The 25,510-nt window shown below is 61.8% G+C and carries 21 protein-coding genes and 1 pseudogene; 11 read left to right on the top strand and 11 right to left on the bottom strand.

Annotation, left to right across the window (positions count from 1 at the left end; all coding sequences use genetic code 11):
- Window positions 1-27 precede the first annotated feature (27 nt).
- Both IM739_RS11065 and gpt read left to right on the top strand, forming a co-directional pair.
- Window positions 28-870, top strand: a complete 843-nt coding sequence (locus IM739_RS11065; RefSeq protein ID WP_237367827.1) for a universal stress protein — start codon at window positions 28-30, stop codon at window positions 868-870.
- 281 nt (window positions 871-1,151) lie between these two features.
- Entirely contained in the window at window positions 1,152-1,649 is a 498-nt protein-coding gene (gene gpt / locus IM739_RS11060) for a xanthine phosphoribosyltransferase (protein WP_237367826.1), read from the top strand.
- Window positions 1,650-1,718: 69 nt separating this feature from the next.
- Here gpt and IM739_RS11055 read toward each other — a convergent pair whose 3' ends face one another.
- Window positions 1,719-2,540 (bottom strand): SDR family oxidoreductase, encoded by an 822-nt coding sequence (locus IM739_RS11055; RefSeq protein WP_237367825.1) that lies wholly within the window; start codon window positions 2,538-2,540, stop codon window positions 1,719-1,721.
- On the bottom strand, window positions 2,537-3,730 hold the full coding sequence (locus IM739_RS11050) for a phytanoyl-CoA dioxygenase family protein (RefSeq protein WP_237367824.1): 1,194 nt from the start codon (window positions 3,728-3,730) through the stop codon (window positions 2,537-2,539). The genes IM739_RS11055 and IM739_RS11050 overlap by 4 nt, the downstream gene beginning before the upstream one ends.
- Before the next feature lie 96 nt (window positions 3,731-3,826).
- Here IM739_RS11050 and IM739_RS11045 point away from each other — a divergent pair, with 96 nt between their 5' ends.
- The gene (locus tag IM739_RS11045) at window positions 3,827-4,852 is read left to right on the top strand and encodes a LacI family DNA-binding transcriptional regulator (protein WP_237367823.1); all 1,026 of its coding nucleotides are present in this window, start codon (window positions 3,827-3,829) and stop codon (window positions 4,850-4,852) included.
- Between the two features lie 41 nt (window positions 4,853-4,893).
- Here the strand turns inward: IM739_RS11045 and IM739_RS11040 are convergent, their stop codons facing one another.
- Window positions 4,894-5,523: an NAD(P)H-binding protein gene (locus IM739_RS11040; protein ID WP_237367822.1), complete on the bottom strand. Its 630-nt coding sequence runs from the start codon at window positions 5,521-5,523 to the stop codon at window positions 4,894-4,896.
- A gap of 168 nt (window positions 5,524-5,691) precedes the next feature.
- Window positions 5,692-7,599, bottom strand: a complete 1,908-nt coding sequence (locus tag IM739_RS11035; protein WP_237367821.1) for a methyl-accepting chemotaxis protein — start codon at window positions 7,597-7,599, stop codon at window positions 5,692-5,694.
- Window positions 7,600-8,383: 784 nt separating this feature from the next.
- Here IM739_RS11035 and IM739_RS11030 point away from each other — a divergent pair.
- From IM739_RS11030 to IM739_RS11015, 4 genes and pseudogenes are all read left to right on the top strand, one after another.
- On the top strand, window positions 8,384-12,160 hold the full coding sequence (locus IM739_RS11030) for a vitamin B12-dependent ribonucleotide reductase (protein WP_237367820.1): 3,777 nt from the start codon (window positions 8,384-8,386) through the stop codon (window positions 12,158-12,160).
- Window positions 12,161-12,808: 648 nt separating this feature from the next.
- Window positions 12,809-13,201 carry a hypothetical protein gene (locus tag IM739_RS11025; RefSeq protein ID WP_237367819.1) on the top strand — a complete coding sequence of 131 codons (393 nt, stop codon included), beginning with the start codon at window positions 12,809-12,811 and terminating at the stop codon, window positions 13,199-13,201.
- Window positions 13,202-14,315: 1,114 nt separating this feature from the next.
- A complete protein-coding gene (locus IM739_RS11020) occupies window positions 14,316-14,600 on the top strand; it encodes a GIY-YIG nuclease family protein (RefSeq protein ID WP_237367818.1) in 285 nt (94 codons plus the stop codon).
- 127 nt (window positions 14,601-14,727) lie between these two features.
- A pseudogene (locus IM739_RS11015) lies at window positions 14,728-15,156 on the top strand (VOC family protein).
- Between the two features lie 82 nt (window positions 15,157-15,238).
- On the opposite strand, the gene IM739_RS11010 reads toward IM739_RS11015, so the two are convergent.
- Window positions 15,239-15,670: an OsmC family protein gene (locus tag IM739_RS11010; protein ID WP_237367817.1), complete on the bottom strand. Its 432-nt coding sequence runs from the start codon at window positions 15,668-15,670 to the stop codon at window positions 15,239-15,241.
- A 1,408-nt stretch (window positions 15,671-17,078) separates the two neighbouring features.
- Between IM739_RS11010 and IM739_RS11005 the strand changes: the two genes are divergently transcribed.
- Window positions 17,079-17,390: a DUF1883 domain-containing protein gene (locus IM739_RS11005; protein WP_237367816.1), complete on the top strand. Its 312-nt coding sequence runs from the start codon at window positions 17,079-17,081 to the stop codon at window positions 17,388-17,390.
- A gap of 33 nt (window positions 17,391-17,423) precedes the next feature.
- Here the strand turns inward: IM739_RS11005 and IM739_RS11000 are convergent, their stop codons facing one another.
- The 3 genes from IM739_RS11000 to IM739_RS10990 all read right to left on the bottom strand — a co-directional run bounded on the left by IM739_RS11000 (window position 17,424) and on the right by IM739_RS10990 (window position 21,280).
- On the bottom strand, window positions 17,424-18,737 hold the full coding sequence (locus tag IM739_RS11000; protein WP_237367815.1) for a replication-associated recombination protein A: 1,314 nt from the start codon (window positions 18,735-18,737) through the stop codon (window positions 17,424-17,426).
- Window positions 18,734-20,146, bottom strand: coding sequence for a DegQ family serine endoprotease (locus IM739_RS10995; protein ID WP_237367814.1), 1,413 nt, complete (start codon window positions 20,144-20,146; stop codon window positions 18,734-18,736). Before IM739_RS10995 ends, IM739_RS11000 begins: the two co-directional genes overlap by 4 nt.
- Before the next feature lie 108 nt (window positions 20,147-20,254).
- Window positions 20,255-21,280 (bottom strand): serine hydrolase domain-containing protein, encoded by a 1,026-nt coding sequence (locus tag IM739_RS10990; protein ID WP_237367813.1) that lies wholly within the window; start codon window positions 21,278-21,280, stop codon window positions 20,255-20,257.
- A 148-nt stretch (window positions 21,281-21,428) separates the two neighbouring features.
- Between IM739_RS10990 and IM739_RS10985 the strand changes: the two genes are divergently transcribed.
- Window positions 21,429-21,794 (top strand): lysozyme inhibitor LprI family protein, encoded by a 366-nt coding sequence (locus IM739_RS10985; RefSeq protein ID WP_237367812.1) that lies wholly within the window; start codon window positions 21,429-21,431, stop codon window positions 21,792-21,794.
- A 93-nt stretch (window positions 21,795-21,887) separates the two neighbouring features.
- On the opposite strand, the gene IM739_RS10980 is transcribed toward IM739_RS10985, so the two are convergent.
- The 3 genes from IM739_RS10980 to IM739_RS10970 form a co-directional block, all read right to left on the bottom strand.
- Window positions 21,888-22,217 (bottom strand): DUF5615 family PIN-like protein, encoded by a 330-nt coding sequence (locus IM739_RS10980; protein WP_237367811.1) that lies wholly within the window; start codon window positions 22,215-22,217, stop codon window positions 21,888-21,890.
- A complete protein-coding gene (locus IM739_RS10975; RefSeq protein ID WP_237367810.1) occupies window positions 22,217-22,441 on the bottom strand; it encodes a DUF433 domain-containing protein in 225 nt (74 codons plus the stop codon). Before IM739_RS10975 ends, IM739_RS10980 begins: the two co-directional genes overlap by 1 nt.
- A gap of 147 nt (window positions 22,442-22,588) precedes the next feature.
- Window positions 22,589-23,497, bottom strand: coding sequence for a LysR substrate-binding domain-containing protein (locus IM739_RS10970; RefSeq protein ID WP_237367809.1), 909 nt, complete (start codon window positions 23,495-23,497; stop codon window positions 22,589-22,591).
- Window positions 23,498-23,612: 115 nt separating this feature from the next.
- Between IM739_RS10970 and IM739_RS10965 the strand changes: the two genes are divergently transcribed.
- Window positions 23,613-24,749 (top strand): TauD/TfdA family dioxygenase, encoded by a 1,137-nt coding sequence (locus IM739_RS10965; protein ID WP_237367808.1) that lies wholly within the window; start codon window positions 23,613-23,615, stop codon window positions 24,747-24,749.
- The gene (locus IM739_RS10960) at window positions 24,746-25,510 is read left to right on the top strand and encodes a class II aldolase/adducin family protein (protein ID WP_237367807.1); all 765 of its coding nucleotides are present in this window, start codon (window positions 24,746-24,748) and stop codon (window positions 25,508-25,510) included. Before IM739_RS10965 ends, IM739_RS10960 begins: the two co-directional genes overlap by 4 nt.

Raw genomic sequence — 25,510 nt, 5'->3', positions numbered from 1 at the left:
GAATAAGGACCGCGTGAGGAGACGACCATGGGTTATCGTACACTTCTTGCCATATTGGACACGCCGAACACGACGAAGCAGGTCACCGATTTTGCGGTGGCGCTCGCCAACCAGTTTCAGTCACACGTGATCGGCGCGCATGCCGAAGCGATTGCCATGGTGCCGCTGGTGGCGCCGATGGAAATTCCCGATCCGGCCACCATCCAGGCGCTGCAGGACATGGCGCATCAGGAAACAGAAAGCGTCGAGGCGCTGTTCCGCTCGATCGCGGTGCGCGAGGGCCTGTCGCATGAATGGCGCAGCTTCGTCACGTCGGCGGGCCTCAATTCCGCCGCCCTGATCGACAGCGCCCGCTCCACCGATCTGGTCGTCGCGCCGCAGGGCGAACACGGGCTCCTGTCGGAATCGCGCGCCGAGCTCGAAAGCTTCCTGTTCGAGAGCGGCCGCCCGGTGCTGCTGGTGCCGCATATCCTCAAGGCTCCCAAGCCGATAAAGCGGGTTATGGTCGCCTGGAACGGCTCGCGCGAAGCGGCGCGCGCCACCTTCGATGCCCTGCCTTTCCTCAAGGCGGCCGACGAGGTCGAGGTGTTCAGCGTCGATCCACCGGAAAACAGCATCCAGACGGCCGCCGTCGCCGGTGCCGAGATCGCCTCCACCCTTGCCCGCCACGGCGTCAAGGTGACCGTTGCCACGTCCGAACAAAGCGGACTGTCGCCAGCCATGGCGATTGAAAACCGGCTGTCGGACAGTTCAATCGACCTGCTGGTCATGGGCGCCTACGGCAACAAGCGCTGGTGGGAAGTGCTGTTCGGCGGCGTTACCCGCACGGTGCTCGATTCGATGACCGCACTGACGCTGCTGTCGCGCTGACCGCAACGGCGGCGGACCATGGCCGGGCCTTGCCATGCGGCAGGGATTCCGGCTAATAGCAGCGGCCAAAGACCAGTGCCCGATCAGGGCGGCATTCGCGCGGTATCGCGGGATCCCGAAAATGTCTGCGGCATCCGCAACGGATCCGCTCCCGTTTTCGGATACCGAAGCCGCGCGAAACGCATTTCGGGTATTGTCCCGACATGCGACGCCTCCCCGGCTCCGGTTTTGAACGCCGTATATGCCGGCGCCCGAAAACCTCGTCTGCGGAGCCTTGCGACATGTCTCTTCCCGATAAAGCCTTTCCCGTATCCTGGGACCAGTTCCACCGCGATGCCCGTGCGCTTGCCTGGCGCCTTGCCGGTCTCGGCCAGGAGTTCCGTGCCATCGTCTGCATCACCCGCGGCGGCCTGGTGCCGGCGGCGATCATCTCGCGCGAACTCAATATCCGCCTGATCGAGACGGTCTGCGTCGCCTCCTATCATGACTATGTCAACCAGGGCGAAATGAACCTCCTGAAGGGCATCACGCCCGAACTGATGACCGATGGCGGCGCAGGCGTGCTCGTCGTCGACGACCTGACCGACACCGGCAAGACGGCGCTTGAAGTGCGCGCGATGATGCCCAAGGCACATTTCGCCTGCGTCTATGCCAAGCCGAAGGGCGTGCCGACCATCGATACCTTCGTCACCGAAGTCTCGCAGGACACCTGGATCTATTTCCCCTGGGACATGGGCTTCACCTACCAGGAGCCGATCGCCAAGGGCTCGAAGGGCTGAAAACCGCTGATCGTGCTATCCTGAAAAAGCCCGCGTTGCCGCGGGCTTTTTCTTTTGCCAAGGGTGTGTCTAAAGCGCCTGCCTGGGATGCGGGCTGTCCTCATAGGCGCCCCAGATCGACTGGTCGAAATTGATCGTCGATCCGGTCATCAGGCCGGATTCGGCCGATGACAGATAGGCGACGGCCCGTGCCACCTCGGCCGGATCGACCAGGCGTCCAAACGGCTGCGCAGCCGCGGCCTTGTCCAGCCAGTCCTCGGCGGCGCCATGATATTCGCGCTGGATACGATCCTCGCCGTCGCTCGACATCCAGCCAATATTGAGTGCATTGACCCTGATGCGGTTCTTCAGCAGCGCAAAGGCGGTATTGCGCGTCAGCGTGTCGAGTGCGCCCTTCGATGCGCAATAGGCGGCGATGAAGGGCTGGCCGGCCATCGCCGACATCGACGAGATGTTGACGATCGTGCCTTCGGTGCCATGCTCGCGCATCACCTTGATCGTATCCTGCATCAGGAAGAAGGGCGCCCGTGTGTTGATCGCGAACATGCGGTCGAACAGGTCCGGGTCGGTATCGAGGATCGTGCCGCGATCGGTGATCGCCGCGACATTGACCAACGCATCGATCGTCCCGAAACGCGCATGTGCCGCCGCGATCACCTTGCGGCAATCCTCGACCCGGCCGAGATCGGCTTCGATGAAGGCGACCGGCACCCCGTAACGATCGGTGATTTCGGCCGCCTTGGCCTGCCCCTTGTCGGCACTGCGGCCGCAGATCGTCAGGCCTCTTGCGCCGCGTTCGGCAAACAGCCGGGCGACTTCCGCGCCCAGTCCCTGCGTGCCGCCGGTGACGACCGCATATTTTCCATCCATTCTACCCATGATGCTCCTCATGCCCTGCGCTTGTCGGCGTGACGTTCGATCACGTCGGCGAAGCTTGCAGCATCCATCCCGGCCTCCAGCGCCTCGGCCATGATGGCAGCCTGGGTCTTCGGCGCAAGCCCCCCGACCGGTGGATCACTGTCGAGATTGGTGGGGAAGGCATAACCCTCGGCGGTCGCGGCAATGGCATTGGCCACATCCTGCGCCGTCATCGTCCCGGACCTCTTCGCCTCCAGCAAGGCCGGATAGACGGCCGTCGACATGCGCTCCCGATCGACCGTCTCCATTGCCCGGCCGAAGGCGGACGAAACCTGCAGGAGATTTGCCATGCGATAGATGTCGGTCGAGACATTGGTGCCGGCGCCATGCATCAGGGCCGGGTTGAAGAAGACGGCGTCGCCCTTGGCGAGCGGCAATTGCACATGATGCTCGGCGAAATAGTGCTGGAACTCCGGCCGACCGAAGGCAAGATATCCCTCGAAGAAGGTCTGCGAATAGGGAAGGAACAGCGTCGGGCCGCTTTCGATCGGCATGTCGCAATGGGCAACGGCGCCCTGCAGCGTGAGAACCGGCGAGATCGCATGGATATGTCCGGGATAGGCCTGCATCTGCGCCGGCGACATGAAGCCGAGATGATAGTCGCGGTGCGCCTTCTGCGCCGCGCCGCCCGGATTGACGCGGTTCATCTGTGCCGTCATCTGATAGCCTGCGCCCAGCCAGGCCTGCGACACCATGGCAATGGCTTCGGAGGCATAGTAGCTGGCAAAATTCTCGGGATCCGCCAGGCAGTGCTTCTGCAGGGAATTCCAGATCCGGTCATTGGCGCCGGCCTTGGCGAAATGGTCGGCCGCAACCTTGCCCTTTTCCCGTTCGTCGCGAACGATCGCGTCGAAGACCTCGGTGGCCCGATCGACGACGGTCAGATCCGGCATCGCGCCCTTGATCACGATCACCCCCGGTCCCGTGGCAAAAGCCTCCACCCATTCGGCCATCAGTTCACGGCGCAGTTGCGGGTCGCGACTGATCTGGCGGAGTTTGATCCCGTCATAGATCAGGACATTTTTCTCGACGCCGACGGCAAAGGGCCAGTCGGCCGGGTCGGTGGTCTTTTCGACATCCGCCCTGAAATGATCCAGCCGGCCGCTGTCAGCGTTCAGCCAGACCTTGTCGCGGCGCCGGCTCGAAAGGGTTTGCGCATCCATTGTATTTCCTCCCATTGGTGTTTCCGGACTTGATCCTAGGCAAGGGCGCGCGCATGAATAGCCGCAGATCACCTCAAAAACACCTCAGGAGGCAGGATGAAACCGCCCTACCCGTTGAAGGACATTGCCTTCCAGGCGGGACTCAGCCTGGCGACCGTCGATCGGGCCGTGCATCAGCGGCCCGGCGTACGCCAGACCACCCGGCTGAGGATCGACGCAGCCATTGCCGAACTCGACCGGCAATATGCGCAGTCGGGTCTGGCCGGCCGACGCTTCGTCCTCGATATCGTGATGGAAACGCCGCAGCGCTTTTCCAATGCCGTGCGCGCCGCTTTCGAGGCGGAGCTTCCCGGTATGCGGCCGGCCGCGTTTTCAGCCCGCTTCCATGTCGCCGAAACTATGAACGAGCGCGATCTGATCGCCATCCTCAAATCCATCCGTCGACGCGGCAGCCATGGCGTGGTGCTGAAAGTGCCGGCAACGCCGGCGATGTCGGACATGGCAGGATCGCTGCTCGAGGCTGGCATACCGGTGGTGACGCTGGTCACCGACCTGCCGGCCGGAATGCGCACCGGCTATGTCGGCATGGACAACCATGTCGCCGGCGCAACCGCCGCCTATCTGCTCGGGCGCATGGCGGGTCCGCTACCGGGCAAGGTCCTGGTCGCCCTGTCGAGCGCGCATTTCGCCGGCGAGGAAGAACGTGAGCGCGGCTTTCGCCGCGCCCTGAAGGAGCGGTTTCCCTGGCTGTCGGCGGTGACGGTCTCGGAGGGTTTCGGCGTCGATCGCACGACACGGACGATCGTCCGCTATGCGCTGGAGAGCCATCCCGACATCCGGGCGGTCTATTCCATAGGTGGCGGCAACCGCGCCATACGACAGGCCTTTGCCGAGCAGAAGCGCGATTGCGACATATTTGCCGGTCATGATCTCGACAGCGACAATCGCCAACTGCTCTTGAACGGCGACCTGACCTTCGTCATCCATCACGATTTGCGCCAGGACGCCCGCAGCGCCTGCCAGATGGTTCTCGCCTATCACCGCATGCTGCCCGCCGATTTCAGGATCGCCCCATCGAGGGTTGCGATCGCCACGCCTTACGATGTCGGCGGGGAACTCTGACAGGTGGGCCCTCATTCGATGACAAATCCGGTCTACGTGCGTTACACCAACGCGTCGGACGATACGACGGTCACGCCCGGCACCGCCGAAAACGCCTGATCCAGCATAGCGCGTGCGATCGTCTCCGGCCGGTTTGCCTGCAGCGACCGAGGCAGGACCGGTTTCAGCAGCCGCAGCAGCGAGCCGAAAAACTGTTCGCCCGGACGCGGATCCGGCCGAGGTCCGTCGATCAGGCCCGGGCGGACCAGCACCGTGCGTTCGAAACCAAGCGCCACGACATCCTTCTCCGTTTCGCCCTTGACGCGGCTATAGAAGATTGCCGACTTCACGTCGGCGCCTTTCGCCGAATTAAGGACAAAGCCTTTTGCGCCGCCTGCCTTTGCCAGCTTGGCGATCTCGACCGTATAGTCGTGGTCAATGCGGTGAAACTGCTCGCGCGACCCCGCCACTTTCAAGGTCGTGCCGAGGGCACAGATGACGGCGTCCGCCGCCCAGACGGCTGGATCCTGAGGCAGATCCTCGAAATCGAGGAGCGGCGCGGAAAGACGCGGGCGTTGCGGCAGCGGTCGGCGCGTCGGGGCCGTCACTGAGGTGACGCGCGGATCGGCAAGCGCCAGCGTCAGAACATGGCTGCCGACAAGGCCGGTCGCGCCCAACAACAACAGATGCATGGTCCTGCCACTCCTTCACCGGAACTCTGTGCCGCCTCGCGCGGACTTCGCCTCGCCATGGGGCAAGGACGCCAGCACTGTGTGTGCAACATAGCCCGTCCTGTCGCACAAACGCAAAAGGCGCCGCATCGCTGCGGCGCCTTTGTCTTTCTGAAGCGTCTTCGGTAATCAGGCCGCCGAACGGTACTGCGCGCCAACCGATGCGCCGGCTTCCAGCTGGAAGCGCTGCAGCTGCGCCTGCAACTGGCGGGCTTCGCCGGCGAGAACCTGGCTGGCGGCCGTGGTTTCTTCGACCATGGCTGCGTTCTGCTGGGTCATCTGGTCCATGTGGTTGACCGAGGTGTTGATCTCGCCGAGGGCCAGCGACTGTTCCTGGGCTGCACGGGCAATCGAGGTGACGTGGTCGTTGACGCGGTTGACCAGTCCTTCGATCTCCTTCAGCGCCTCGCCGGTGGACAGAACGAGCGACACGCCGCCCTTCACTTCCACGGCCGAGGTATTGATCAGAGTCTTGATCTCCTTGGCGGCGTTTGCCGAGCGCTGGGCCAGCTCGCGGACTTCCTGGGCGACGACGGCGAAACCACGACCGGCTTCACCGGCACGGGCGGCCTCGACGCCGGCGTTGAGCGCCAGCAGGTTGGTCTGGAAGGCAATCTCGTCGATGACCGAGATGATCTGGCTGATCTTCTGAGAAGACTGCTCGATGCGGCCCATGGCGTCGATGGCGTTGCGAACGATATCCCCAGACTTGCCGGCGCTGTCCTTGGTTTCGCGCACCATCTGGGTCGCTTCGTGGGCACGCTCGGTCGAGGTCTTGACCGTGGTGGTGATTTCCTCAAGCGCGGCTGCGGTTTCTTCCAGCGAGGCGGCCTGCTGCTCGGTGCGGCGAGCAAGCTGGTTTGCGGCGGACGACAGTTCACCGGAATTGTCGGTGATCGTTCCGGCTGCCTGGCGGATGTTCTGCATCGTGCCGCGCAGCGTTGCCATCGTCTGGTTGACGTTGGTCTGCAGTTCGGCAAAGGCGCCCTGGAAATTGCCCTGCATGTCGTGGGTCAGGTCGGCATCCGACAGGGCCGCGATGACGCGGCGGACTTCGGTCACGCCGAGATCGACGCTTTCCACCAGTTCGTTGACGCTGTCGGCGAAACGCTTCAGGTCGGCATCGTCATAGGACTTGGCGATACGCTTGGAGAAGTCACCGGCGGCGGCAGCCGCGACAATGCCGCTGATCGAGGACTGCAGGTCCTTGCTCTGGGCATGAAGGGCGGCTTCCTGGGCTTCCATGGCGCGCATCTGCTGCTCGTTGGCACGGAAGACTTCCAGTGCGCGGGCCATTTCGCCGATTTCGTCCTTGCGGTCGGTACCGGGAATGGTTTCACCGAGCTTGCCACCGGCCATGTCGGACATGATGCCGGTCAGGCTGCGGATCGGGTTGACGATGCCGCGGCGGGCAAGCAGGAACGAGACGGCAACGCCGGCCACGATACAGATAGCGGCGGTCGCCATCAGGACCAGCATGGTCTGGGTCGAGGCGGCCAGCGCATCGGCGCGCGATGTCGCAAGCGTGGTGGCCGAATAGGTCGAGTATTCCTTGACCGCGGCGGTGACGATCTTCTGGGCGTCCAGCGCCTTGCCGAGCTCGGCCTTCATCACGGCCGGGTCCTTGCCGGCTTCGGAAGCGGCAACGGCAACCATGGCGCGGATCTGGTTGAAGTAGCTGTCGAGCGTGGTGCGGATGCCGTCCAGCAGTTTGGCCTCGTTGGCATCGGCGGTCGAGGCGATCTTCGGCAGGCGGGCGAGCATTTCGCCCGAACGCTTTTCGGTTTCAGCCTGGAAATCGGCGGCCTTCTCCGGCGCCAGCGCCAGCTGGTAGGTCATGCGGCTGATGGCGATGATATCGACGCGCAGGTCCATGGCTTCACGCGCCACTTCCTCGCGGGCGCCGGTATCCTTCAGCGACGCGCCAAGCGAACCGAGACCCTGCGCACCCACAGCGGCAATCGCAGCCGCGGCGACGCCCATCAGGACGACGACCAAGGTGACCTTTTTCAAAATGGAGAGATTGCTAATATTCATGGGTGAGACGACTCCGTTCCAAACCCTCCATCCTGGAGAGCGGCCATACACGGGCCAACGCATGGACGTCATTCCACACACATGCGGCAATTTGTATGATTGAGACCTTTCAATTTCGTTGATTGGCAGAAAACTGTGGGAATCTTGTTGCGATGCACACGCCGCAGCGTGATCGCAGCCGCCGCCATGTCACAGGAAACGGGCCGGCGCGGCACTGCCGGCATCCACCATCCACAGTGCCAAAATGACACCTAAAAAATATAGGTTCGGCTGCTTGACACGGCAGGCCATGGGATCGCGCCGATTCCGGCGCTCCAGAAAGCCTTGATATTCCCGTGACTTCGTAATTTCCCCCGTTATCCACACCCTCCACCACAATATCTAGCGTTAATATTTCGTTCATAGCCCACCCCTTGACGGAATCAGTGCTCTCGATGTTAATGACCCCTGTTGCGGCGGCGACGAACCGGGCATGAACGAGGCCGGGTTTCATCACACATTGTCACGCGTTTTCGGCACGGTGGAATGGCGTTTTAACGACGTCCTCCCCGGTGGGAAAATTGTGCGATCTTTCTCCGCGCAACAGGGGATTGGGGCTGGCGGAAAGAAACTGTTAATACTATATTTAGTGTTTGCAGCCACCATCAACACTATATACAGGACTGACCATCTCCGGATGACTCACCTGACGAGATGAACAAACAACCGGCTGCGCGCTTTGGACGCGAAGCCGGGCGGGCTTTTTCGCGCCAAACGGCGCTTCCAGATCGAGGGACACAGGCAGATGCGCATTGAACGCCGCTTTACCAAACCGGGCCAATCTCCTTATGCGGAGATCGAGTTTCGCAAGGCCATCAGCGAAATCAAGAATCCCGACGGCTCAATCGTATTTCGTCTTGCCGATATCGACGTCCCGAACCAGTTCAGCCAGGTGGCTGCCGACATCCTGGCGCAGAAGTATTTCCGCAAGGCCGGCGTGCCGAAGTTCCTGAAAAAGGTCGAGGAAAACGACGTTCCGTCTTTCCTCTGGCGTTCCGTCGCCGACGAGAAGGCGCTCGCCTCGCTTCCCGAAAACGAACGCTACGGCTCGGAAACCGATGCCCGCCAGGTCTTCGATCGCCTGGCCGGCACCTGGGCCTATTGGGGCTGGAAGGGCAAGTATTTCACCTCGGAAGACGATGCCCTGACCTTCAAGGACGAGCTCGCCTATATGCTCGCCACCCAGCGCGTCGCACCGAATTCGCCGCAGTGGTTCAACACCGGCCTGCACTGGGCCTATGGCATCGACGGCCCGGGCCAGGGCCATTTCTACGTCGACCCGTTCACGGCTAAGCTCACCAAGTCGAAGTCGTCCTACGAGCATCCGCAGCCGCACGCCTGCTTCATCCAGTCCGTCGAGGACGACCTCGTCAACGAAGGCGGCATCATGGACCTGTGGGTCCGCGAAGCCCGTCTCTTCAAGTATGGTTCCGGCACCGGCTCGAACTTCTCCTATCTGCGCGGCGAAGGCGAAAAGCTGTCCGGCGGTGGCCGCTCGTCCGGCCTCATGTCCTTCCTGAAGATCGGCGACCGGGCTGCCGGCGCGATCAAGTCGGGCGGCACGACGCGTCGTGCGGCGAAGATGGTCGTGGTCGACATCGACCATCCGGATATCGAAGCCTATATCGACTGGAAGGTGAAGGAAGAGCAGAAGGTTGCAGCCCTCGTCACCGGCTCGAAGATCGTCGCCCGTCACCTCAAGGCGATCATGAAGGCCTGCGTCAATTGCGAAGCCGACAACGGCGACTGCTTCGACCCGAACAAGAACCCGGCCCTGAAGCGCGAAATCAAGGCTGCCAAGAAGGACCAGGTTCCGGAAAACTACGTCAAGCGCGTCATCCAGTTCGCCCAGCAGGGCTACAAGGATCTCGAGTTCAAGACCTATGACACCGACTGGGATTCGGAAGCCTACCTGACCGTCTCCGGCCAGAACTCGAACAATTCCGTCTCGCTGAAGGACGACTTCCTGCGCTCCGTCGAAAGCGACGGCGACTGGAACCTGACCGCCCGCAAGGACGGCCGCGTGATGAAGACGCTGAAGGCGCGCGACCTGTGGGAAAAGATCTCCTACGCCGCCTGGGCATCGGCCGATCCGGGCCTGCATTTCAACACGACGATGAACGACTGGCACACCTGCCCGGCTGCCGGCCCGATCCGCGCATCCAACCCGTGCTCGGAATACATGTTCCTCGACGACACGGCCTGCAACCTCGCCTCGCTGAACCTGTTGCAGTTCAAGGACGCCAAGACCAAGAATATCGACATCGGCGACTACGAACATGCCGTGCGCCTGTGGACCGTCGTGCTTGAAGTCTCGGTGATGATGGCGCAGTTCCCGTCGCGCCAGATTGCCGAGCGCTCCTACGAATACCGCACGCTCGGCCTCGGCTACGCCAATATCGGCGGCTTCCTGATGTCCTCCGGCATTCCTTATGACAGCGACGAAGGCCGCGCCATCTGCGGTGCTCTGACCGCGATCATGACCGGCGTCTCCTATGCGACGTCTGCCGAAATCGCCTCGGAACTCGGCCCCTTCCCGGGCTACAAGCCGAACCGCGAGAACATGCTGCGCGTCATCCGCAACCATCGCCGCGCCGCTTACGGCGAGACCACCGGTTATGAAGGCCTGTCGGTCGATCCGGTCGCGCTGATCCACGCCGAATGCACCGATCCGGCCCTGATCGCCCATGCAACGGCGGCCTGGGACAAGGCTTTGGCCCTCGGCGAGAAGCACGGCTACCGCAATGCCCAGGTTTCCGTCATCGCGCCGACCGGCACGATCGGTCTCGTCATGGACTGCGACACGACCGGCATCGAGCCCGACTTCGCGCTGGTCAAGTTCAAGAAGCTCGCCGGTGGCGGCTACTTCAAGATCATCAACGCTGCCGTTCCGGAAGCGCTGCGCACGCTCGGCTACTCGGAAAGCCAGATCGCCGAGATCGACGCCTATGCCGTCGGCCATGGCAACCTGAACCAGGCACCGGGCATCAATCCCTCGACGCTCAAGGCCCGCGGTTTCACCGATGAGAAGATCGAAGCCGTCAACGGCGCGCTGAAGGCCGCCTTCGACATCAAGTTCGTCTTCAACCAGTGGACGCTCGGCGTCGACTTCCTGAAAGACACGCTGAAGGTCTCCGACGAGCAGCTCGCCGACATGAGCTTCAACCTGCTCGACCACATGGGCTTCTCGAAGAAGGACATCGAGGCAGCAAACATCCATGTCTGCGGTGCGATGACGCTCGAAGGCGCGCCCTTCCTGAAGGCCGAGCATCTGGCCGTCTTCGATTGTGCCAATCCGTGCGGCAAGATCGGCAAGCGTTATCTCTCGGTCGAAAGCCATATCCGCATGATGGCGGCCGCCCAGCCGTTCATCTCGGGCGCGATCTCCAAGACGATCAACATGCCGAACGAAGCGACCGTCGAAGATTGCGGCGCCGCCTACATGCTGTCCTGGAAGCTGGCGCTGAAGGCCAACGCGCTCTACCGCGACGGCTCGAAGCTCTCCCAGCCGCTCAACGCCTCGCTGATCGAGGACGAGGATGACGAGGACGGTGTCGAGGAACTGCTGGCCCAGCCGCAGGCCGCCCAGGCCGTGACCATCACGGAACGCATCGTCGAGCGGATCGTCGAGCGTGTCGTGCGCGAGCAGGAAAAGCTGCCGGCCCGCCGCAAGGGTTATACCCAGAAGGCGAAGATCGGTGGCCACACCATCTTCCTGCGCACCGGCGAATATGACGACGGCCGCCTCGGCGAAATCTTCCTTGACATGAACAAGGAAGGCTCGGCTCTGCGCGCCTTCATCAACAACTTCGCCATCTCCGTCTCGCTCGGCCTGCAATATGGCGTGCCGCTCGAGGAATATGTCGACGCCTTCACCTTCACCAAGTTCGAGCCGGCCGGCATGGTCACCGGCAACGACGCGATCAAGAACGCCACCTCGATCCTCGACTATGTCTTCCGGGAACTGGCGATCTCCTATATCGGCCGCAGCGACCTCGCCCATGTCGACACGTCCGACTTCTCGACCACGGCGCTTGGCCGCGGCGTCAAGGAAGGCAAGGCCGACGTCGTTTCCAAGGGTCTGACCCGCGGATACAAGCCGACGCTCGTCTCCAACCAGCCGATGTCGGCCGAGCCGAAGGGAGCCGCCAGCGCGTCCCCCGCCAAGGCCTCGGTCTCGTCCGTCACCGCCTTCTCCTCTTCGGGCAGCGCCGCCCGCAAGCTGGAAGTGACGACCGCGATCGCCACCTCGGAAGTGGTCTCGTTCAAGCGCGACTATGAAGAGCGCGCCGTCGAACTGGCCGAAGAGATCGCCGAGGAAGGCCTGTTCTCGGATGCCGCTGCCGACGAAGCCGAAGCCGCCAAGGCCGAAGCCAAGAAACTCGAAGCCGCCCGCCGCATGCGCTCGATCGCGCAAGGCTACACGGGCAACATGTGCTCGGAGTGCCAGAATTTTACGATGGTGCGGAATGGGACTTGCGAGAAGTGCGATACGTGCGGAAGCACGAGTGGGTGCAGCTGAGGATCTTCGGGAAGGAGAAATCAGCATGGAACTGCGTCGACCTTCCCGAAAGTTTCAAGTCATTGATGGAGGGGGCAATCCCCCTCCACTTTGGCGGGATGTGCCATCAACTGTTTTGGCCAGATCCGTTCAAGACCGAAATCTCGCCGCATTCTATCGAGTGGCTCAGAACGATGTGCAGAAGGCGCTTTCAGTAAATCGGCGCCAACCCCTTCTAGATTTGTGGACGTGCGTCGTAGGTGAGATTCCACCTTTCCCAAACGCCCGGGCCAAATGGGCCAAACACCTAGAAAACCCCAAGCTTGTCTCGATGGCAGATGCCACGGCATGTTTCCGTGGTTTGAAGCGACCACTCGCCGATGATGATCGTGGATTTGACTGCTATGCGTTAGTAAGTAAGCCAACGAAGCGATTTACATACGCTCCCGATATGGCATGCAGCCTTAAGCTCGTAGACGTGCCCGACGATTTGGTGCATATTACCTACGTTCGCTGTGACGTACCGGCAGCACGAACGCGACGCGGGTTGGCTACAGATTCAGTGCCAAATGTCGGGGTGGTAACCCATTGGCATTTTGTAGAGGCTGACCCAACGGATGCGTTGTTACCCATCGATTTTAGAGACAGGTACCGACAGAGAATTTGGTGATGAACGACTTCGACAATATTGATGGCGTCGGATCGTATAAGCCATCGGCTATCTACTTTGAAGAATCCGACTGCCTCGAATACGTACGATCAGATGTTCCAAATATTTACCGAAGGATCGATGAATTTTTGACTCTCATCGTTTCCATGGAGGAGCGTGAGCCGATTGGCTTCACTCTCAAGGGTTTCAGAAATTTCTATATACGGAAGTACGCTCCTAAGGCTCAAGCCCCGGAGTTTCGCAATCTCGTGAAGCTTATAGAGGCCGTCGTTTGTGAAATTGGAGACGATATCTTCAGCGAAAGCAAGCGTACCGCGTACCGCCAAGCTCTCGAAATCGCCAACAAGGATCAGGTTCAATTGACAGACGTGCCGACTTACGCTTGCGCTTGATTGTGGGGCGTGAAGAGCAACACATGGCCGACGGCCACCTCCCCCCATGCGGGGGAGGACGGAAAATCGAAGGCTTAGGCGAGCGCAAGCCGCCTAAACTTCAGATTTTCCTGGAGAGGGGCACGGTTCCGTTGGCACCAAACCTCAAGCCGACCTTCGCGCGATGACATCACCACCGCCAAGCAACCTCGACCTCTCGTCTGCCACCAGCCTCTCCCCACACTCCAGTCATCCTCGCCCTTGAGGCGAGGATCCAGTCGCAAGCAGCCCCTCAGGCGCTACGTCCCGCTTGGAAATCGCACGCTGCCCCGTCATCCGCACCACTCTGTCAAAACCCGTCCACCTTGCGTATGGATCCTCGCCTCAAGGGCGAGGATGACAGTGGTCTTGGGAGCGCCATTGCCCCAAGCCAACGCCACGTCCACGGATCGCACCTAAGTCCTCCCCACCCTTGGCATCTCGTCTGCCACCCACATCACCCCACACTCCAGTCATCCTCGGGCCTGACCCGAGGATCCAGTCTCAAGCGCCAGCCCCGGGAAGGGTCCGTTCAGGTGAACCCATTCCTTCTCCGGCATCCGTATCGCCAATCACCCGCCTTGCGTATGGATCCTCGCCTCAAGGGCGAGGATGACAGTGGTCTTGGGAGCAACATTGTCCCAAGCCAACCTTCGCGCCCATCCATCTCCCACCTGCGCTCTCCTCACCTTCGACGTTTCGTCTGCCGCCCGCATCCCCCACACTCCAGTCATCCTCGCCCTTGAGGCGAGGATCCAGTCGCAAGCAGCAGCTCAGGCGCTACGTCCCGCTTGGACATCGCACGCCGTCCCGTCATGCGTACCCACCTTGCCAGACCCCGTCCACCTTGCGCATGGATCCTCGCCTCAAGGGCGAGGATGACAGTGGTCTTGGGAGCGACATTGGTCCAAGCCAACCTTCGCGCCCATCCATCTCCCACCTGCGCCCTCCCCATCCTCGATCGCCCATCGGCCCCGCCCCTCGGCCTCGCATCTCCCCTCACTCCGTCATCCTCGCCCTTGAGGCGAGGATCCACACGCAATCCCCCTAAAAAGCCAGGATTGACGGCCCTGCCCGCGACGCCGAACATTTGACCATGGCCGGCTACGTCTACATCGTTACCAATCACAAGAACGGCACGCTCTATATCGGCGTCACGTCCGATCTGGAGCGGCGCATCTACGAGCACCGGGAAGGCCTGACGCCCGGATTTGCGACGAAATATGGCTGTAACCGGCTCGTCTGGTATGAAGAACATCAACGCATCGGCACCGCCATCCAGCGGGAGAAATCCCTGAAGCGATGGTACCGCAAATGGAAGATCACACTGATCGAGAGCATCAATCCGGAGTGGCGGGACCTGTACTATGAGCTGTGGTGACAGGAAAAAAGCCGCGTCTCGCGCCATCGACAATGCCTAACCGTCCAGCGCTGCCCCCATTGAAGCCCCCGCCATACGCACCTAGATTCATGCAAGCGCCAGGAGCAAGCGCCAGGAGGAGGAAGCCATGGAAACGCAGGAATTGCATCGCGGCCGGTTGATCGATCATATCCAGCTGGTGGTTCGCGACCTGCCGGCCAGCCGGCGGTTTTATGCGGCGATCTTCGAGGTGCTGGGCGTTCCGATCGGCGGCGAGACGGCGGATTATTTCTAGGCCGACGAGTTGTTCGTCTCGACTGCCGACAGCGATGCCGCACTTGGCAAGCTGACCGGCCGCCATCATCTCGCCTTTCAGGCCGCCGATGCCGCCATGGTCGATGCCGCGCACGCGGCCGGGCTCCGTGCCGGCGGAATGGACAATGGCGCGCCCGGAGAGCGACCCTATCATCCGGGCTACTATGCCGCCTTCCTGCTCGATCCGGACGGCAACAATATCGAGGCCGTCTTTCACGGCCCGTCAACCCGCAGTGCCGCCTCCGTCAAGGTGACGTTCTGACAGAAAAACGGCGTCCGGCCGAAATCGGCGGACGCCGCAGGCAGTGTGTTTGTCCTGCCGGCGAAAGTCAGCCCGCTGCCAATCAGCCGAACGTCACGCTTAGCGTGATCGGCACCGCCTTCAGCGCCTTCGACACCGGGCAGCCGACCTTGGCCTTTTCGGCGATCGCGGCAAATGTCGCCTGGTCGGTGCCAGAAACCTTGCCATGCAGGGCAAGCGCGATGCCGGTGATCTCGAAACCGTCGCCGACCTTGTCGAGCGACACTGTCGCCTTCGTTTCGAGGCTGTCGGCCTTCAGGCCCTCCTGTTCGAGCTGCAGCGACAGCGCCATGGTGAAGCAGGCGGCATGGGCGGCCCCGATCAGTTCTTCCGGATTGCTGCCGGCCACGCCCTCGAAACGGGTCCTGAAGCCGTAGGGCTGGTCCTTCAGCGCGCCGCTTTCGGTCGATACCTTGCCGAGACCGTCCTTCAGGCCACCTGTCCAGTGGGCCGAACCATATTTCTGAATGGCCATGGGGTCTTCTCCTTCTGTGGGGGTGAGTGTTGGATGTAGATGCTGTCATGCATGCCTGTCATCGATGACTGCCATCCATGCGTGGGATCAATGCATGGGATCAATGCCTGACGCAGCGATCCGTTCCGCAGAACGGCCATCTCCGTCGCGCCGCAACCGGGCAAACGGCCGCATCTCCAGCATAGGCCTGCTTCGACTTGACGTCCATCGCGCGTCCAGCATGAAACCTGCCGCATAACCTGCGGGCGCCCGCCCCCGCCCCGCCGCCAGAATCGCCCTTTGCGCGGGGATGACTTTTCCAAATCCCCCAACCTTTTCAACAAAACACACCCCAGTTCATCCCCCTTGTTTCCACCCGTGCCATACTCACCCCGTTCCGCTTTCGGATACACCGGGTGTTGCGAGCCCGGCGAAGCGGAACCGGCGCCGGAGGGCGCGGCTGTCGCTGGCCAGACCCTCCGGGCCGGATGCAACGGTCTCCCTCCGGTGGAGGGATGGTGGATGGCAAAGACCTCGGATGGTTTGAGCCAACCTCGATCCCAACGGCCATCGGACGTGCCTCAGCGGCACGCAAACAAGGCGCCGGACCTGGCTGATTGATCGAGTGATTGATCGGGTCCGGTGACAAAGACGGCGGGAGCTGCGGTCGTAAATGACCCGCTCCCCGGGCGAGGGTCAGGTCGGTATGTGCGCACATCCGCCGAGAACCTGAAACCTCCCGGGCACCCGGCCAGGACGTTTTTACGAGACGTTTTGGACCCGAGCCCGATTGACGACGAGACTTCGGTCTCAAAGCCAGCGCCGCCTTGCCAGAGAGACGCATGCAACCGGCAAAAATCGCCGAACGGGGCGCCGGAAGGAGCCACATACTAAACTTACAGAGGCTGCTTCCGGCGCCCTGTCCGAGACTGCCATCACCCCCGGAGGAGGACAATCCGACCGGTCAATTGGCGTGGGATTTTTGAAGTTTTGGGATGAGGATGAAGGGTGGATGATCGAGGATCGAACCGTGTAGGTCGCCTTCCCTTACCCGCAGCAGCCAGCGCCAGTTCGCCCCCCTCTGTCGGCTCCGCCGACATCTCCCCCACACGGGGGGAGATCAGCCGAGATCTCGGCACAAGGGCGAGGATGGTGACCGCAGTGCAAAGGCAAAATCAACGGACGGTCAGCAATCGCCCCATTGCACCGGTCATTCGACTGCAGATAGATTTCCGGTTGAACGAGCGGCCAACCCCAGGTCGATCTCCCCACCTGTGGGGGAGATGGCCGGCAGGCCAGAGGGGGGCTACGGGAAAACGTGAGTAGCCAACCCTACCGGCGTAAAACCGTGCACCGCTTGGCAAACTTTTCGTTAACCGGTCGCCTGTAATTTAGCACCAGTCAAAACACCACCGAGGCGAGCAGCAGCGTGTCCAAGCCGAGTTTCCGCTTTACCCACTACGACCTGAAGGAGCAGCGCGCCGGAACCATCATCGAGGTGACGCTGTCGGCCGTCAACAATGTGCGCCTGATGACGCCGGCGAATTTCCAGCGCTTCAAGGAGACGCTGGACTTCAAATATATCGGCGGCGTGGCGAAGAAATCGCCGCTCAAGCTGGTGATCCCGGAAAGCGCCCATTGGCACCTGATCGTCGACATGGAAGGCCATCACGGCCTGGCCGAATCCAAGGTCAAGATGCTCGCGGCACCGGCGTCCGCGCCGAAGCAGAAGGCCTCCTGAGCGGGGCTTTCCGCTCGACGCACCCCACCTGCCCTACGGCTCGCCGCGCTCGCGACGCAGCTTCGACCACCAGTCGAGGCGCTTCTTGATGTCGCGTTCGAAGCCGCGTTCGGGCGGATCGTAATACTGCTGGCGGCCCATCTTCTCGGGAAAATAATTCTGCCCGGAAAAGGCGTCCGGCTCGTCGTGGTCGTAGCGGTAGCCTTCGTTATAGCCCTCCGCCTTCATCAGCTTGGTCGGCGCATTGAGAATATGCTTGGGCGGCAGCAGCGAGCCATGTTCCTTGGCCGCGCGCATGGCGGCCTTGTAGGCAACATAGACGCCGTTCGATTTCGGCGCGGTGGCGAGATAGACGCAGGCCTGCGCCAGCGCCAGTTCACCCTCCGGCGAGCCGAGATAGTCATAGGCATCCTTGGCGGCATTGCAGATCACCAATGCCTGCGGATCGGCAAGCCCGATATCCTCCACCGCCATGCGCACCAGCCGCCGGCCGAGATAAAGCGGATCCTCGCCGGCATCGAACATCCGGCAAAGGTAATAGAGGGCCGCATCCGGATCGGAGCCGCGCACCGACTTGTGCAGCGCCGAGATCAGGTTGTAATGGCCGTCCTGGCCCTTGTCATAGACAGGTGCCCGGCGCTGGACGATGCGGGCAAGGCCTTCCGTGTCGAAAATCTCGCCGGCCCTTGCCGCCCGCCAGACTTCCTCGGCCAGGGTCAGCGAGGCGCGGCCATCGCCGTCGGCCATGCGGATCAGTGCGGCGCGGGCGTTTTCATCCAGCGGCAACGGCTTGGCTTCGGTGTCTTCGGCGCGCTTCAGCAGCGTCTCGATGCTGGTCTCGTCATGGCTCTTGAAGGTCAGCACCCGGGCACGCGACAGAAGCGCTGCATTGAGCTCGAAGCTCGGATTTTCCGTCGTGGCACCGACCAGGATCACGGTTCCGTCTTCCATCACCGGCAGGAAACTGTCCTGCTGGGCACGGTTGAAGCGGTGGATCTCATCGACGAAAAGCAATGTCTGGCGGCCTTCCATGCGGCGCATGCGCGCGCCCTCGAAGACCTTCTTCAGATCGGCGACGCCGGAAAAGATCGCCGAGATCTGTTCAAACGCCAGCCCCGCCTCGCCCGACAGAAGCCGGGCGACCGTGGTCTTGCCGGTGCCGGGCGGACCCCAGAAGATCATCGAACCGAGCGAACCGGACGCGATCATCCGGGCCAGCACGCCATCTTCCCCGGTCAGATGCTCCTGCCCCGTCACTTCCGACAGGTTTTTCGGCCGCAAGCGGTCGGCCAGCGGCCGCCGCTCGGCGATATCTTTCGGAACATGCGAGGCGAACAGGTCGCTCATCGGAAGATCTGCCGAATGCGCTGTCCGTCGCGCTCGATCTCGACCCGCCAGAAGCTGGCATCGCTGCCGGCGGCTGCGACCAGATCGTCGACCGAATTGACGTTGGCGCCATTGATCGCGACGACGATATCACGGGGGGCAAAGCCGAGGCGGGCTGCCGGCGAGCCCTTCACCACTTCGGTGACGACGACGCCTGTCACTTCGGACGCCATGCGCAGCTCATAGGCAAGACGCGGCGACAAATTGGCGGCGCGCATGCCGGCAAACGGGCTGCGGCCCTCGATCAGCTTGATGTCGCGCGGCCGGGTTTCCGGCGCGGATGCCAGTTCAAGGTCGATTTCGCCGCTCTTGCCATTGTCGCTGACCGAGAGTTTGACCGTCTTGCCGAGCCCGGCGGTGGTCAGGCGGTAGCCCAGCGCATCAGGATGCTCGACGGGAATGCCGTTGACGGCCGTGATGACTTCGCCCGGCTTCAGGCCCGCCTTCGCGGCCGGGCCGTCTTCCACCACGCGAACCACCAGCGCGCCACGCACGGTCTGAAGACCCAGCGCTTCTGCGACTTCCGAGGTCACCGGCTCGAAAATGGCGCCGATATAGGGCCGCTCGAAACTTGCCTCCCCCTGATCGGCAGCCTCGAGGAAGACGCGGACAAGATTGGCCGGAATGGCAAAGCCGACACCGTTCGAGCCGCCGCCCTTGGAGAAGATGGCCGTGTTGATGCCGATCAGTTCGCCCTTCATGTCGACGAGCGCGCCGCCGGAATTGCCCGGATTGATCGCGGCATCGGTCTGGATGAAGAAGCCGAAATCGCCTTCCGTCACCTGGTTGCGGGCCAAAGCCGAGACGATGCCGCTGGTGACTGTCTGGCCGACGCCGAAGGGGTTGCCGATGGCGAGAACCAGATCACCGACCTCGGTCTTGTCGGAATCGGCGATCGGCAGGAAAGGCAGTTTCTCCTTGGTCTCGAAGCGCAATACAGCGAGATCGAGCCGGTCGTCCTTCAGCACGACCTTGACCGGGAATTCCCTCCCGTCAGCCAGCGCCACCTTGATGTCGTCCGCACCGTCGATGACGTGGTTGTTGGTGATCACCGTGCCGTTCGATTCGACGATGACGCCGGACCCCAGCGAGGACTGTTTTTCGGTCCGGTTCGGCATGCGCTGACCGAAGAACTGTTCGAAGAAGGGATCACCGGCAAACGGGCTGGCACGGCGCTGGACCATACGCTCGGCATAGACGTTGACCACCGCACCACGGGTCTGCTTGACCAGCGGCGCATAGGAGAGCTGGACATCGAGCTTTGATTGCGGAACGACCTTTTCCTGTGCGACCGCGGTCACCGGCATCGCAAGTGCGGCGATCAGAGCAACATTTAGCACGACAGGCAGGCAGTGTTTCAGACGAAGCATGCGAATCCCCTTCAAGGCATTGGCAGAAGTTCTAGACCTCGTTCCTGCAAACCGAAATAGGCGGAAGCAAGGAAGCGTCTGTGCAAATGGGGATAAAAGCCCTGATGCTCAAGCCTTTACCGCTTCGATCATCCGCGTTACCAGAGCGTGCAACTCGTCGCGATAGCCGGTGCGGGCAGACGGGGCTGCCTCGTTCGACGTGATGGTGACGGTGAGGTCGAGGCTTGGCACGATATAGAGCATCTGCCCGCCATAGCCCCAAGCGTAGTTTACCCGCTCGCCGGCCATGTCCTTCAGGAACCACGCGTAACCGTAGCCATCGCCATTGAAGACCGAATTGGTGCGCTGGACCCAGCTTTCGCGGATCCATGCCTCGGAAATCAGCCGGGTTCCGTCGGAGGTGACGCCGCCGCGGCGATAAAGTTCACCGAAGGCATGCAGCGAGCGCGGCGTCATGGCCATCTGGTTGCCGCCGAGATAGTAGCCTTGTGGATCGCGGTCCCACGCCCCGATGCGGAAGCCATCAAGCGGACCGAGCCAGTCCCGCGCAAGGGCCAAAGTCGGTTTGCCGGAAACCTTGGTGAGAATGACAGAGAGCAAGTGGCTGGATGCAGTGGAATAGAGCATGCCGCCGCCCGGCTCGTCGATGAAATCGGCAGCCAATGCCGCCCGGACCCAGTTTCTGCTGGCAACCCAGCGGCCGTAGTTGGGACCGGACATGCGGTCGAGCCCGGCACGCATCGAGAGCAGATGACCGATCGTGATCTTCGACAGTCTCGGATCGGGATTGGCCGGAAATTCGGCGCGCAGCACCGTCTCGATCGGCTGATCGACGCCGTCGAGCAACCCCTTGTCGATCGCGATGCCGACAAGCGCCGAGACGATCGATTTCGACGCCGACTTGATATTGGTCGAGCCGGCCAGCGCATTGTCGCCAAAAGCGCGCTCGGCGAGCACGTCACCATTGCGGGTGACGATCGCGGTTTCCAGGCCGTCGAGCCGGCGCGCCGCCTCCAGTAAGCCGGCAATGCGCTGCTTCGACAATTCAGCAGGCCCTGGCGACTGGGCAAAGCTGCGGGTCGCGGCCACTACCGGAAGGGCTGTGATGAGGGCAATGAGTGATCTTCTGTTCATGAGCTACCATTTAGGAAACGCACCCGCCGAACAAAGGCCGGCGGCAAGGATCTCACCTGATCGTGAGAACCTGTCATGCGCAAGATGCATGGAACGATCTCTTGCCGGACGACGTTCATCAGCCATCGTTAAAACAAGCGAGGTGACCATGTCCGATCCCAATGCAGCCGCACGCGCCGTCGTCTTCGCGCTTCTTGCCGCGCCGTTGCTGGCAGGCGCACTGCCAGCCAGGGCTGCGAGCTTCGATTGCGGCAAACCGGATCTGGCTGCCGACGAGGCGACCATCTGCCAGACCCTTTCGCTGAACGACATGGACGTGAAAATGGTCACGACATTCGAGCTTCTGTCCGGCCTTCTGGCAATGGGCAGCCGGGGCGAATTGCAGGACCAGCAGATCGCCTGGCTGAGCAAGCGCGGCGAATGCAAGGCTGACGTCGATTGCCTGACCGCGGCTTATGCGGCGCGCATGGCACAACTGACAAGCGTGTACGAGGGGATCGAAAGGCCGAAGTGAAATACCGTTCACTAGTTACCCAACAACCTAATCACCTGTCGTATTTATTTGCGAATTCGGTGCTTGCGGAATGAAACAGGTCAGCCGATCCGGTTACGCGAGCTCGAAAAGATGATCTCCCCGCTCAAGGGCGCTGATCATCTGCGGCAGCATGATCTCAAACCATTGCAGCAATTCGCGACGCCTTGAATTGGGTAGCCGCACCCAGACAATAGGTGGACCGGATCGGTCAAATGTCTTGCGAAGCGCAAAGTCCTCGTCTTTGGAAATGATGATCGCGTTGGTCTGTAGAGCCACATCCCATATCATCTTGTCCGATGCACCTTGCATACCAAGGTCGACAAGATGTTGCGCCTCATGGCCACATGCAACGAGCCAGCGCGCGAGCGCGGGAGGCAGTTGCGCATCATCGAGAAACCGCATCAAGCGACACGAAGTATTGTGTGATCAGCCTGGCGCGCGGCAAACTCCAGCACGGCTACAATGTCCAACGGCTCCAGGTATGGATAATCTTCGAGGATTTCCTCATGACTCGCCCCTGCGGCCAGAAGCTCGAGGATATCCTTCACGCGAACCCGCAGCCCACGAATCGTCGGGCGGCCTGAGCAAATTTCCGGGTCGACGCTGATCCTGTGAAGTTCTGACATGAGAGCATCCTGAGTGTCCTGTAAGCAAGGATAGCACAGCGCGCAATCAGGACAAACCCGTGCGCGCTTGCAAGCCTTGCAACCACGATACGCCCTGCCAGCATTGCGCAATGGGATGCATCTCTTCTCCAACCTCGTAGTCGTGATTTAACGTTGGGCTACCAGATCAATCGCACGGCCGCCCAACCATTCGACAAATGCCTGCACCACGGCCCTTTTCGACCCTGCGGGCGCCACCGTCGCATAGTAGCCGGTGCCAAGATCCAACGACCCTTCCGGCCAATGAACCAGCGAGCCGTCGGCGACGAGGCCGTCGGTGATCGAGTGCCAGCCGAGCATCAGGCCGCGTGTATCGAGGGTCGCCTGAACGGCTTGGACGTAGTTGTCGAAGATCTGGCCGGGACTGGCGGGCTTGCCGAGGCCGCGCAGAGCGAGATAGTCGCTCCAGCCGGCCCAGTGGCGCGTCTCGGCCGACCGGACATGAATGAGCGGCGCCTGTTCCAGCCCCTCGCCTGCGGCCAGCAGCCGCTCGACCAGAGCCGGGCGCCCGACCGGGCAGACCGTCTCGTCGAACAGCTTGGTTGTCGCGCCATCGCTCCACTGTCCCGCTCCGTAGCGCAAGACAAGGTCGGTGCCGGGCGAAATTGCCGGCAGGTCGGTGGGCGGGACCTGGACATTGACCATGACATCCGGATAGCGGGCGTAGAAATCGGTGAGCCGCGGCATCAGCCAGTAGGTCGCCATGCCGATTGTGCAGGCGACAGTCAGGCGCTGTTCCTCGAGGCCGGCACTGATGCGGATCTCCTCGATCGTGTCCGCAATCAGATCCAGCCCATCACGGGTGGCCCGGGCGAGCTGCTGACCGGCATCGGTCAGGCGTGCCGGCCGCGTCGTGCGATCGATCAGTGCAGCACCGACATGCTCCTCCAGCGCCTTCAAAGCCTGGGTCACGGCCGGCTGGGTGACATTCAGGCGGATCGCCGCCTCACGCATCGAGCCGAGGCGCGACACGGTCTCGAACGTGGTCAGAAGACGCAAGGGAGGCAGGCGGATCAAGTTAATCTCCAGCTTAATTTACAATAAGCATAATCCCTCTGGTTTCTGATGAAAAGACGGATGATGATTGTCAAATCCGACCACACTTCCGTCGAGCCAGATTAAGGAAACCACGATGAACATGCATGTTGCGACCGAAGCCGTCACGCTTGCCGAAAATGGGCTTCATGTGCCGCTGGCCGAGGGCAGAACGGGTTACTTCAACTATTACTGGCTGCGCGACAATTGCCCCTCGTCCTTCGACAGCACGACGCGCGAGCGCAGTTTCGACATCTTCCATCTCGACCAGCCGCCACGCGCCGAAAGTGCCAACATCGAAGGTGACACTCTGGTGATCCGATGGGCGAGCGAGGATCATGTGTCGCGCTACCCAACGGCGATGCTGGCGCTCTATGCCGACGGCCGGCATCGTGCCGATCCGGCCGACCTGCCGCGCAAGGCCTGGTTCAGCGATCACTATCCGAGCATCGCCCGCTTCTCGCAGGCGGAGCTGAAGGCCGATCCGGCAAAGGTTGCGGACTGGATCAGGGCGATGATCGTCGATGGCCTGACGATTGTCACAGACATGCCGGACAGCGACGAGGGACTGACCGAAACAGTGAAGCTGATGGGCCATGTGCGGCCAACCTTTTTCGGCGAGTTCTTCAATGTGCGCACCCATATCAACCCGACCAATACGGCCTATACGGCCAAGGCACTGGAGCTGCATACCGACACGCCGGCGGAAGAACATGCCCCGGGCATCCAGTTTCTTCACTGCCGGGCCAATTCGGTCGAGGGCGGCATGAGCATCTATTCCGATGGCGTGGCTGTAGCCAATGCGTTCCGGGAGATCGATCCGGAGGGTTTCCGACTGCTGTCGGAGATCGACATTCCGTTCTACTGCGAGCATGACGACTACGACATGCGTTCGCGCCAGCGGGTGATCGAGCTCGACAGGCATGGGGAAGTCTCGGGCCTCACCATCAGCCAGCACATGGCCGATATCTTCGACCTGCCGCAGGCCGTGCTCGATAGCTATTACCCAGCCTTCTGCCGGTTCGGGAAGATGCTGCAGGACGACCGTTTCATGATGCGCTTCCTGATGAAGGCCGGAGACTGCATGGTGTTCGACAACCACCGCATCGTGCATGGGCGGATGGCCTATTCGGCGACCAGCGGCGACCGCTATCTGCGCGGCTGCTACGCCGACCGCGAAGAAATGCGCTCGACCTATCGGGCGCTGGTCAGCGAAGGGAGGTTCAAGGCATGAACATCACGCCATCCATTCCAGACATGATGGAGGCCACGGCGCTGATGGCACTCAGGCAGGATCTCGCCGCAGCCTTCCGCATCTGCCATCGCTTCGGCTGGAGCGAGTCTGTCGGCAACCATTTCAGCGCGGCTGTTTCTGCAAGCGGGAAACAGTTCCTGCTCAATCCGCGCTGGCAGCATTTCGCAACGATCAAGGCCAGCGACCTCTTGTTGCTCGATGCCGATGATCCGGATGTGATGACGGGCGCGAACGCCCCGGACCCTTCGGCATGGACCGTGCATGGCACGCTGCACCGAATGCTGCCGGAGGCGCGCGTCATCCTGCATTGCCATTCGCCGCATGCTGTGGCGCTGTCCTGCCTCAAGGACCCTACCCTGCTGCCGCTCGACAATAATACCGCGCGGTTCTTCGGCCGGATCGGCTACGACCTCGCATTCGGCGGCATTGCCGATGCGCAAGAGGAAGGCGAAAGGCTGGCCCGGATGATCAAGGGCAAGTCTGTGCTGGTCATGGGCAATCACGGCGTGACGATTGCCGGCGAAACCGTGGCGGATGCGTTCGAGGATCTCTATTTCTTCGAGAAGGCAGCGCAGACGATGATCCTGGCGTTATCGACCGGAAAACCGCTGGCTATCCTGTCCGACGAGATCGCCCAGGCGACGTCGGATGGCTGGATCCCCTATCGCGGCATGGCCGGACGGCATTTCGACTATCTGAAGTCCTGCCTCGACCGGGAAGATATGTCCTGGCGGGATTGA

The sequence above is a fragment of the Rhizobium sp. SL42 genome (assembly GCF_021729845.1).
Taxonomy (GTDB): Bacteria; Pseudomonadota; Alphaproteobacteria; order Rhizobiales; family Rhizobiaceae; genus Allorhizobium.
This window is presented reverse-complemented; position numbering and strand designations above follow the sequence as displayed.